Origin of the sequence: Klebsiella sp. EMBS2024, from assembly GCF_036233805.1 — a bacterium.
Lineage (GTDB): Bacteria > Pseudomonadota > Gammaproteobacteria > Enterobacterales > Enterobacteriaceae > Klebsiella > Klebsiella pneumoniae.
Window position 1 is genome coordinate 2,207,534 of sequence record NZ_JAZARW010000001.1, and the last position, 10,127, is coordinate 2,217,660.

Genomic DNA, 10,127 nt, shown 5'->3' on the forward strand with positions numbered 1-10,127 from the left:
TTCCTGACCTTTCCCGGCAGGTCCATGCGGCATTCGCCGGATCCCGGACAATACTGACTCTCAGCACAAAAAAAGCCTGATAACAATAAATACCCGATTGGCTGGATTATCTGCGGCTTGTCGGCGTAAAGCGGAGTGGTCTGTCGCCGCGAATCAGTCGGAGGCCTTCCGCTGTCTGCAAAGCGGCGCCCATTTTGGCAAAATTTGCGTGGCGTGGTGAGGGTTTGCAGGGCCTCCGTGCCCTGGAAAGACTTTATTCGAAAAAGACGTCCGGATTTTCCGACAGCGAAACAAAGGATTTCGTGTTTTTATCCAGCGCCTGAATATCGCCGGTTTCGATGTCGTAGAACCAGCCATGCAGGCGCAGGGTATGGTCGCGCAGACCAACCGCCACCGAAGGATGGGTCTTGATGTTATTCAGTTGGGCGATGACGTTTTCCTGCACCATGCCGTTGACCTTATCGGTTTCGCTAGCCCAGGTTTTCTTTTCCACCACCGCTTTCGCGGCATCGGCATAGCGTAGCCAGTGAGACACCGCCGGCATCGGCTCAAGGCACTGACAGGTGGCGATCGCTTTCATCGCGCCGCAGTTGGAATGGCCGCAGATCACGATATCCGTCACGCCCAGCGCAACCACGGCATATTCGATGGTCGCGGAAACGCCGCCCGGCTCCGGCCCGAAAGACGGCACGATATTCCCGGCATTACGAATGACAAAGAGCTGTCCCGGCTCCTGCTGGGTAACCAGTTCCGGCACCAGACGGCTGTCAGAACAGGAGATGAAAAGCGCTTTGGGATTCTGGCTGGAGGCCAGGCTGCGGAAGAGTTCTTTACGCTGGGGGAAGATCTCTTTCTGGAAGTTGAGGAAGCCCTCAATGATATGTTGCATAGCAGTGTCTCTTCTCTGTAGTTATTACGGTATGACAAAGATCACAGTTATTCAGTTTACCATCGATGACAAGAATGGGAATCGTTATTCAAACAGTTGCGCAGAAAACGCGCGCCGCCAACGCCTGCTTCTCCCCGTCTAATACACACCTTTTTGACGTGCTTTCCTGAACCAGTTTGCTACTCTGTCTGCTCCAACCGTCCACACGTTACCGACCGCCTGCCTGCGGCGGACATAACAGGAGTCGCTATGTTCCTATCCAGCCTGATGGCCATTGCCGCGGTGCTGATCATGGGCGTGATCAGTCCCGGCCCAAGCTTTATTTTTGTCGCGCGCAATGCCGTCGCTCGCTCGCGTCTGCACGGTATGGTTACCGCCCTCGGTACCGGCGCCGGTGCGGCCATTTTCTCCATTATGGCGATGCTGGGCCTGCAGAAGGTGCTCACCGCGGTGCCGGAGCTGTTTATTGGTTTGAAGGTGGCGGGCGGGCTCTATCTGCTGTGGCTGGGCTATAAAATTTTTCGCGGGTCGGCGCAGCCGATGGACTTTTCCGCCAGCGGGATGGCCGGCAACCGCTCTTTGCTGAAGACCTTCCGCGACGGGCTGTATACTCAGCTCAGCAATCCCAAAACTGCGCTGGTGTTCGCCTCAATTTTTACCGCCCTGCTGCCGGCGCAGATCCCCACCGCCTTCTATTACATCGTGCCGCTGATGAGCTTTCTGATCGACGTCAGCTGGTATTCGCTGGTGGCGCTGGTGCTGTCTGCCGACCGCCCGCGCCGCGTCTACCTGCGGCTGAAGCGGCGGATCGACATCGCCACCGCGACGGTGCTGGGGGCGCTGGGCCTGCGGCTTATCGCCACCTCCCTCACCCGCTAGCGGGTTACACGGTATAGATGCGAATATCGTGCTGCTGAAAGGCAACGCGATATTCGCGACTGATATTCTCTTCCACCACCAGCACATCGATATCGCTGCTGGCGGCCACCACAAACCGCGCTGCGGCCGGAATTTTATCCGAAGTCAGACCAACAATAATTTCGCTGCACTGTTTAATGACCGCTTTCTTGAACTCGCAGTCGGCATAGTCAAAGCCGGTCAGGCCCGACTCTGGCGCCATCGCGCAGCCGCCGATAAACCCTTGGTCGAATAACATGCCCTGCACCTGAGCCACCGCCGCGGCGCCGACGCAACCGCCGCTCGCTCGCTGTACCTGGCCGCCAAGGATCACCACGTCATAGAGCGGTTTTTTCACCAGTACCGCGGCGATCTCCGGCGAGTTCGTTACCACCGTCAACGCCAGCTCGGTGGGCAGCGCCTCGGCCATCGCCAGATTGGTGGTCCCGGTATCAATGAAAATAGTGCCGCCGGGCTTCACCAGCCGGGCACACTGTTGCGCGATCCTGAGCTTTATCGCGCGGTTTTTATCTTTCCGCTGACTGTAATCCCCCGCTTCCGGCAGACTCAGCACCGCCCCGCCATACACCTTTTTACAGAATCCCTCGCGGCTGAGCTCATGCAGATCGCGGCGGATGGTATGCTCCGACACCTGAAGACGCGCCGCCAGCTCCGCGCACACCACTCTGCCGTTTTCCTGCAGGATCTGGCAAATCAGCGCTTGTCGCTGTTGAGGGAAAGCAGCATAATCGAGCANNAAAACTCCTTAAATGATCAAAACCGAGCAGTAGCAAGCATGATCGTCTGCCCTGCTCTGGTTGTCAACGTTCCTGCCCGGAGGTTTACCATGAAAATTGCCCATTTCGCCCTGTGGACCCAACAGCTCGACGTCCAGGCCCGCTTCTGGGTGGACTTCTTTGCCGCCAGCATCAATGAAAAATACCTTAGCCAGACCAACCCCGGCTTTGCCNCCTATTTTGTTACTATCGACGATGAGGTGGTGATAGAGCTGATGACCAAGCCTGGCCTGCAGCAGGCCAGCGCGGATAATAACCATACCGGCTGGGCGCATCTGGCCCTCTCGGTGGGCGGGGCGGAACAGGTCGATGCCATCGCCCAACGCGCCGGGGCCGCCGGAATACTGATTTCGCCGCCGCGCACCACCGGCGACGGCTATTATGAGGCGGTGATCGCCGATCCCGATGGCAACCTGATCGAAATCGTCGCATAGTCAGCAGAACGCCAGTATTCAGGAGGCATCCATGGCACATTACCGGATTATCGACACCGCATCCTGGCCCCGCCGGGACCATTTCACTTTTTACCGCCAATTCGCCAACCCCAGCTTTAATCTCTGCGTGCCGATAGCGGCGCAGCGCCTGTACGAATGTGCGAAGGACCGTCGGGTCTCGTTTTTTCAGCTCGCGCTCTATGCCCTGCTGCGCGCGGCCAACGGGGTACCGCAGCTACGCCAGCGCGTGCGGAACGATGAGGTGATTGAATATGACAGTCTGGCAGTAATGACGCCGGTGATGACCGTCGGAGAGGGATTCCGTCAGGTGTGGTGCGACAATGCCCCCGAGTTCACCGCCTTCAGCGCCGCGGCCACGCCGAAGATTGTCGCGGCAAGAGAGACATACCCGGCGCCGCTCATCGTCGATGGCGAGCATTTTATCTGCGCTAGCTGTCTGCCATGGCTCCACTTCACCTCGATGACCCATGCGGAATATGCCGTCGGCGCGGCGGTCCCCGCGCTCACCTGGGGAAAATTGCAGAATGGCGTTATCCCGGTGGCCGGGCGGTTTAACCATGCCTTCGTCGATGGTCTCCACGCCAGCCGCTTTTATGCCCTTGTCGAAGAGGGATTTAATGACCCCGAGCGGCTCTGGTTGCCGCTAACCGAAACCGCACCCTCCCTGCTGCCCCCAGCGGCGAAGGAGCGTTAACGTCTGCCCGGAGCTGACCGCCAGGGAGCCTTACTCCCTACACGGCGGTCGGTACGGGGCCACTATCATCGTTCCCTTTCAGCCGGCGAATACCGCGCAGGTGTGACGCCTGTTCAGAACCTCGCGATTGAAAAACTGGGTCACAGACAGCATGCTGACCAACCATCATCAGACAGCGGAAACCACTGCTTCATAGCCATAAAATGGGATTATATTGCCGATCCTTTGCTAAGGATAATTAGTTATAAATCATAGCGTTTCAGTGTTAGACAGGGCGAAGTGCGCCTCTTATCTTTCGTCATGAATTGTAAATAACCACGCAATCATTTGATGAGGTAGCACTTTTGTCCAGATTACAACAAGGATTAAAAACCAGACAAACCCGCTTCGCCCTGGCGCTAAAAGTGGCCCTGCTCGGCGGCGTGGTAGCATTTTCTTCTGTTGCCCATGCGGAAGTGATCCTGAAAGAAGGTATCACCCCGGCCACTGACGCCAGCCAGATCCCGGCCAGCGCCAAACTGCGCACAGACACGGTGGTGGCCGGGATCTCCGAGCCGCAAGGGATCTTTAACCCCTACTTTTTCGTCAACGGCTGGGATGAGAACGTGACTAACGTCATTTTTTCACGCCTGATCGACTGGGACAGCCAGGGCAAGCTGGTCCCGGGACTGGCGGAGAGCTGGACGGTCAGCCCGGATAACAAAGTCTATACCATCAAATTGCGCCCTGGTCTCACCTTTAGCGACGGCTCACCGCTGACGGCGGAAGATGTCGCCTTTACCCTGACGGTCCTGCTCGACCCCAGCTATGATGGCGATACCGACATCACCCTGGCCAATATCGCCGGCGGGGCGGACTACAAAGCCGGCAAGGCTGACAGCGTCAGCGGCCTGAAGGTCATCGACCCGCTCACCCTGCAGGTGACCACCACGCAGCCAGGCGCCACCACGCTGGCCAAAATTGGCGGGCCTGTACTGTCGAAAGCCTGGTACGGCAAAGGGTATCAGCGGGGGAATCTCGACTATCTGCGCTCACTGCACGGCAAGCCGCTGGGCAACGGCCCTTACGTGTACGACAAATATATTCCCGGTCAGGAAATACGCTTCCATGCCAATAGCCATTTTTACCGTGGGACGCCGCCAACGCCGCGCTTTATCTATCGCGTGACCAATCCGTCCACCAACTTCCAGCTGTTCCAGACCGGGGAGACCGACTACGACGCCTTTACCTCGCGCCCCGACGATATTGAGCAACTGAAGATGCTCGGCTTCGCCAATATTAATCTTTACGGCTCCAGCGACTACAGCCAGGTGGAATTCAACGTGCATCGCCCGGCGCTACAGGATAAGCGGGTGCGCCAGGCGCTGATTTACGGCCTGGATAGGCAGAAGCTGATCGACGTGGTCTATCAGGGATACGGCAAAGTCGCCATCGAACCGATCGCGCCGATCTCCTGGGCCTTTAACGCTGAAGGCGTCAACCCTTACCCTTACGATCCGGCACAGGCCAAAAAGCTGCTGGATGAGGCCGGCTGGAAACCAGGCGCCGACGGTATCCGCGCCAAAGACGGCCAGCGCCTGGAGCTGACCCTGCTGGTGAGCAAGAAGGTGCTCAACGATGCGCTGATCCCCATCGCCAAGGAGAACTGGCGGCAGATTGGCGTGCTGCTGAAGCCGCAGGTGGTGGATTTCAACGCCCTGATGGCGCAGCGCAAAGCCGGAAATTACGATTTGGCCTCGTTCAGCACCAGCACCCTCAACGACCCGCACGACGGGGTATGGGATTTCTACAGCAGCGAAGCTAAAGAGTCCGGCTACCATAACGCGGAAGTCGATAAGCTGATTAACGCCGGCAACGCGGTGCTCGACATTGAACAGCGCAAGCCGATCTACCACCAGCTGTATAAAGTGCTGGCCGACGATCCGCCGGTGATCCTGCTCGGCTATCGCGAGATCCTTTCCGCCAGCAGCGCCCGCGTCAGCGGCTTTAAGCCGGATATCTACAACGGCCTGACCGGCAGCCTGCCGGATGTAAAAATCGTCAAATAAATCCCTGGCCGCCGGGTTAACCGGCGGCTGATGTGAGACCGTCATGAGAAATTTCATCCTGAGGCGCTTGCTGCAAACGCTGCCGATGCTGCTGCTGGCCTCCTTCATTATTTTTTTGCTGTTTGCCAAAACCCCCGGCGACTTTATCGATGGCAATATCACCCTGACCGCTGCCCGCGCCGCGGAGCTGAAGGCGATCTACGGCCTCGACCAGCCGCTATTGACCCGCTACCTCCACTGGCTGGGACAGTTGCTGCGCGGTGATTTAGGCTTTTCGCTGCAGTATCAGATCCCGGTCAGCCAGTTGCTCAACCAGTACATCTGGAACTCTTTTCTGCTGGCCAGCGTCGCGCTGGTCTTTTACTGGGGCATCGGCCTGGCGGTCGGCGTGGTTTCTGCCCTGCGACCCGGCTCCTGGTTTGATCATCTGGTGAGCGTCGCGGTGTTTGCCGCCATGTCGTTCCCCACCTTTTTCCTCTGCCTGCTGCTGATTAAATGGTTCGCCGTCGATCTCCACTGGCTGCCGGTAGGCGGGATGACCAATACCGGCAGCGACGAGAGCGGCTGGCAGTATGTGCTGCAGGTGGCTGCCCATCTGGCGCTGCCGGTGCTGGCGCTGGTGATGCTGCAGGCGGGCAGCCTGACGCGCTATGTGCGCGCCAGTATGCTCGACGTGGTGAAAATGGATTTTATCCGTACCGCCCGTGCCAAGGGGTTGCAGGAGCGCACGGTGATCCTCAAACATGCCCTGCGCAACGCCCTGCTGCCGATTATCACCCTGCTGGGCTTCGAGCTGCCGGGGCTGTTCTCCGGGGCGATCATTACCGAAAAGGTATTCAACTGGCCGGGGGCGGGCCACATTCATATCGACTCGCTGGCCGCCCGCGACTATCCGGTACTGATGGGGTTTACCCTGTTTCTGGCGGTGCTGACGATCGTCGGGAATCTGCTCGCCGACGTGCTGTACGCCTGGGCCGATCCGCGTATTCGGGTGAGGTCATGATGATCCTGTCTTACTTAGCTTCCCGTCGCCGCCAGCGGCAGGCGGCTATCCCGGCGCTGGCGCACATTACCCCCTCTCCCTGGCGCCAGGGGTGGCGACAGCTGCGCCGTAACCGGCTGGCCATGTTCTGCTTGATCCTGCTGGCGGTGATGGCGGTGTGGTGCGTGCTGGGGCCCGTCTGGTCGCCGTGGAGTGATGATGCCACCGACGCCCTGAGCATCAACCAGCCGCCCGGGGCGGAACACTGGCTGGGGACCGATTTCCTCGGTCGCGATGTCTACACCCGCCTGCTGCTGGCCGGGCGCATCTCGCTGATTATCGGCCTGCTGACCATGGTGATGTCGGTGTGCCTCGGCTACCTGCTCGGCGCCCTCTCGGGTTACGTCGGCGGGTTAACCGACAAACTGATCATGCGCGTGGCCGACCTGGTGATGACTATCCCCGGGTTACCGCTGTTAATTGTCGCCGGGGCGATGCTTTCTGAGCTCGATTTTTCGCCGGACTCGCGCATTTATATGGTGGTGGTGATGCTCAGCCTGCTGGAGTGGCCCCGACTGGCGCGGCTGGTGCGCGGACAATGTCTCTCCCTGCGCGAACGCGATTTTATGCTGGCCACCCAGGTGCTGGGCCTGTCGGCGCGTCGCCGGCTGTTTGGCCACCTGCTGCCGAATACCATTCCGATTCTGGTGGTGATGGCGACCATGGCCGTCGCCAACGCCATTCTCAGTGAATCCGCGCTGAGCTATCTCGGCCTCGGCGTGGTGCCGCCGACGCCGTCGTGGGGCAACATGATGGATGCCGCTAACAGTCTGATCGATTTCCAGCGCCGCCCCTGGCTGTGGATGCCGCCGGGCATCGCCATCTTTATCACCGTGATCGCCATCAACGTGCTGGGCGATGGCCTGCGCGATGCCATGGATCCCAACATGAAACCGAGGCTGAAATGACCACGCCGTTAGTCTCCTTTAATCATCTTTCCGTCTCTTTCGCCGGCGAACGCTCTCGCGTGCGCGCGGTGCAGGAGGTCTCTTTCACCATTCAGGCCGGGCAAACCGTTGGCGTGGTGGGTGAATCCGGCTGCGGCAAAAGCGTCACCGCCATGGCGCTGATGGGCCTCCTGCCGCCGCAGACGGCGCGCATCGACGGCGGCGAGATCCGCTTCGCGGACCGCGATCTGCTGCGGCTGAAAGCCAGACAGATGGCCGATCTGCGCGGCCACCAGCTGGCAATGATTTTTCAGGAACCGATGTCGGCCCTCAACCCGGTGTTGACCATCGGGGAGCAGCTGTGCGAACCGCCGATCCGCCACCTCGGCGCCACGCCGAAAGCCGCCTGGCATCAGGCCATCCAGCTGTTAAGCGAGGTCGGCCTGGCGCGCGGGGACAGCCTGATGACCCGCTATCCTCACCAGCTTTCCGGCGGCATGCTGCAGCGGGTGATGATCGCCATGGCGCTGAGCTGTCGGCCCAAACTGCTGATCGCCGACGAACCCACCACCGCGCTCGACGTGACCGTGCAGGCGCAGATCCTACGCCTGCTGCGGGATCGGGCCCGGGCCAGCCAGATGGCGATGATGCTGATTACCCACGACCTGGGGGTGATCGCGCAGATGGCCGAGCAGGTGGTGGTGATGTATGCCGGACGAATTGTGGAACAAGGCGCCACCGCGGAAGTGCTACGGCATCCACAGCATCCCTACACGCGGGGGCTGATCGCCTCCCGACCGGTGCCCGGTGAGCGGCGTCGGCGGCTGTACTCAATTCCCGGCCAGGTGCCGGATCTGGCCGCCCTGCCGGCGGGCTGCGCCTTTGCCGGGCGCTGCGAGCGGGCGACGGCGCGCTGCCGGGAGGCGATTCCGCCGCTGCTAGGCGACCGCCAACGTGCTGCCTGCTTTTATAGCGAATTTGCGGAGGTGACAGCATGAGCGAACGCTATGTCATTGAAGTGGATGGATTGAAAAAATATTTTCCGCTGCGCGACGGCCTGTTTGGTCAGCAGACCGGCGAGCTTCGCGCGGTGGACGGCGTCAGCTTTAATATCCGTCCGGGCACCATTTTTGGCCTGGTGGGCGAGTCCGGCAGCGGTAAAACCACCGTCGGCCGGACCCTGCTTGGCCTGTACGAGAAGAGCGCCGGCAGCGTGAAATTTCACGGTCAGGAGCTGGCCGACCTGACCGCGCCTGCCCTGCGCGCTATCCGGCCCAGGATGCAGCTGGTGTTTCAGGACCCCTATAGCTCGCTGAACCCGCGGCTGCGTATTGGCGACGCGATTGGCGAAGCCATGCTGGAGCACAAACTGTGCGCCCGCAATGAGCTATATGACCGGGTGATCGACGTGATGAAGATCTGCGGCCTGGAGCCGGAACACTATGCCCGCTTCCCGCATCAGTTTTCCGGCGGCCAGCGTCAGCGGATCGGTATTGCCCGGGCGCTGATCCTCAACCCGGATTTTATCGTCGCCGATGAACCCATCTCGGCCCTTGATGTGTCGATTCAGGCGCAGATCATCAATTTGTTTTCCGACCTGCGCGACAACCGCGGCGTCACGTTTCTGTTTATCTCCCACGACCTCGGAGTGGTGGAGCATTTATGTGACGATGTGGCGGTGATGTATCTCGGGCAACTGGTGGAAAGCGCCTGCCGCGATGCGCTGTTCAGCCGCCCCCTCCATCCCTACACCCGCGCCCTGATGGCTGCGGTGCCGACCCTCGACCCGCACAGCGAACCGCAGGCGCTGGTGCAAGGCGAGATCCCGGATCCGGCCAATCCCCCCGCCGGCTGCCGCTTTTCATCCCGCTGCCCGCTGGCCAGCGAACGTTGCCGCAGAGAGTCTCCGGCGCTGCGCGAGGTGGCCCCGGGCCATCGGGTCGCCTGCCATTGGGTCGCATCCTGAGCGCGGTCGATGGGGTTATTTATTTCTAAACAACCGACCGATTGTGCGCGGCAGCGCCAGGATTTACTATCCGCCCCGTCTTGTGAGACGCGCGATAAATGAAGCGGAACATCTTTGTACTCTTTTGCCCAATGGCTTCGGGCATTTTTTCTCCACGCCCGGGAGCGATCCTCCCGGCAAGATATTTAGCGGGGCGCGGTCGCCCGTCTGTCAAAACGCAGCAATGGAATTGCTCGTCCGCGTCCCGCTACCCTTTTCCCGCCGCTAATTAAATAAGGGCAAAAAAATAAGACAACATGAGATTGCCTGGGGTATAGCTTTATCTTATTTTTTAAGCGTGTACCCCCTGTTAAGGTATCAACATCATGCTTAAGCGTCGCACTCTCAAAACAGCACTGGCGGCGGTTATTTCCCTTGCCGTCATGGCCGCGCCAGCGTATGCCAACCCGGGT

The 10,127-nt window shown here is 59.8% G+C and carries 10 protein-coding genes and 1 pseudogene; 9 read left to right on the forward strand and 2 right to left on the reverse strand.

The genetic code is table 11. The features are described from left to right. Window positions 1-253 precede the first annotated feature (253 nt). Complete coding sequence (locus VZP09_RS10140) at window positions 254-889, reverse strand: carbonic anhydrase (RefSeq protein ID WP_002907811.1); 636 nt, start codon at window positions 887-889, stop codon at window positions 254-256. A 249-nt stretch (window positions 890-1,138) separates the two neighbouring features. On the opposite strand from VZP09_RS10140, the gene VZP09_RS10145 reads away from it, so the two are divergent. After that, window positions 1,139-1,768 carry a LysE family translocator gene (locus tag VZP09_RS10145; protein WP_002907812.1) on the forward strand — a complete coding sequence of 210 codons (630 nt, stop codon included), beginning with the start codon at window positions 1,139-1,141 and terminating at the stop codon, window positions 1,766-1,768. A 4-nt stretch (window positions 1,769-1,772) separates the two neighbouring features. Here the strand turns inward: VZP09_RS10145 and VZP09_RS10150 are convergent, their stop codons facing one another. Then, a complete protein-coding gene (locus VZP09_RS10150; RefSeq protein ID WP_004180180.1) occupies window positions 1,773-2,543 on the reverse strand; it encodes a DeoR/GlpR family DNA-binding transcription regulator in 771 nt (256 codons plus the stop codon). A 90-nt stretch (window positions 2,544-2,633) separates the two neighbouring features. Here VZP09_RS10150 and VZP09_RS10155 point away from each other — a divergent pair, with 90 nt between their 5' ends. The 8 genes and pseudogenes from VZP09_RS10155 to VZP09_RS10190 form a co-directional block, all read left to right on the forward strand. Further along, window positions 2,634-3,017 (forward strand): VOC family protein, encoded by a 384-nt coding sequence (locus tag VZP09_RS10155; protein WP_328795098.1) that lies wholly within the window; start codon window positions 2,634-2,636, stop codon window positions 3,015-3,017. 31 nt (window positions 3,018-3,048) lie between these two features. Beyond that, window positions 3,049-3,732, forward strand: coding sequence for a CatA-like O-acetyltransferase, family 1 (locus VZP09_RS10160; RefSeq protein ID WP_009486400.1), 684 nt, complete (start codon window positions 3,049-3,051; stop codon window positions 3,730-3,732). A gap of 344 nt (window positions 3,733-4,076) precedes the next feature. Further along, on the forward strand, window positions 4,077-5,780 hold the full coding sequence (locus tag VZP09_RS10165; protein WP_020804628.1) for an ABC transporter substrate-binding protein: 1,704 nt from the start codon (window positions 4,077-4,079) through the stop codon (window positions 5,778-5,780). A gap of 43 nt (window positions 5,781-5,823) precedes the next feature. Then, window positions 5,824-6,783: an ABC transporter permease gene (locus VZP09_RS10170; protein WP_004175825.1), complete on the forward strand. Its 960-nt coding sequence runs from the start codon at window positions 5,824-5,826 to the stop codon at window positions 6,781-6,783. Next, the gene (gene opp4C, locus VZP09_RS10175) at window positions 6,780-7,730 is read left to right on the forward strand and encodes an oligopeptide ABC transporter permease (RefSeq protein ID WP_004189669.1); all 951 of its coding nucleotides are present in this window, start codon (window positions 6,780-6,782) and stop codon (window positions 7,728-7,730) included. Before VZP09_RS10170 ends, opp4C begins: the two co-directional genes overlap by 4 nt. Beyond that, the gene (locus tag VZP09_RS10180) at window positions 7,727-8,707 is read left to right on the forward strand and encodes an ABC transporter ATP-binding protein (RefSeq protein ID WP_004151192.1); all 981 of its coding nucleotides are present in this window, start codon (window positions 7,727-7,729) and stop codon (window positions 8,705-8,707) included. Before opp4C ends, VZP09_RS10180 begins: the two co-directional genes overlap by 4 nt. Beyond that, window positions 8,704-9,675 (forward strand): ABC transporter ATP-binding protein, encoded by a 972-nt coding sequence (locus tag VZP09_RS10185; RefSeq protein ID WP_071443955.1) that lies wholly within the window; start codon window positions 8,704-8,706, stop codon window positions 9,673-9,675. Before VZP09_RS10180 ends, VZP09_RS10185 begins: the two co-directional genes overlap by 4 nt. 365 nt (window positions 9,676-10,040) lie before the next feature. Further along, a pseudogene (locus VZP09_RS10190) lies at window positions 10,041-10,127 on the forward strand (hypothetical protein); the annotation flags it as partial.

Excerpts from the sequence above, each read along its gene's own strand:
- VZP09_RS10145 (WP_002907812.1), top strand. The coding sequence starts at position 1,139 with ATGTTCCTATCCAGCCTGATGGCCATTGCCGCGGTGCTGATCATGGGC.
- VZP09_RS10185 (WP_071443955.1), top strand. The coding sequence starts at position 8,704 with ATGAGCGAACGCTATGTCATTGAAGTGGATGGATTGAAAAAATATTTT.
- VZP09_RS10140 (WP_002907811.1), bottom strand. The coding sequence starts at position 889 with ATGCAACATATCATTGAGGGCTTCCTCAACTTCCAGAAAGAGATCTTC.
- VZP09_RS10180 (WP_004151192.1), top strand. The coding sequence starts at position 7,727 with ATGACCACGCCGTTAGTCTCCTTTAATCATCTTTCCGTCTCTTTCGCC.
- VZP09_RS10170 (WP_004175825.1), top strand. The coding sequence starts at position 5,824 with ATGAGAAATTTCATCCTGAGGCGCTTGCTGCAAACGCTGCCGATGCTG.
- opp4C (WP_004189669.1), top strand. The coding sequence starts at position 6,780 with ATGATGATCCTGTCTTACTTAGCTTCCCGTCGCCGCCAGCGGCAGGCG.
- VZP09_RS10160 (WP_009486400.1), top strand. The coding sequence starts at position 3,049 with ATGGCACATTACCGGATTATCGACACCGCATCCTGGCCCCGCCGGGAC.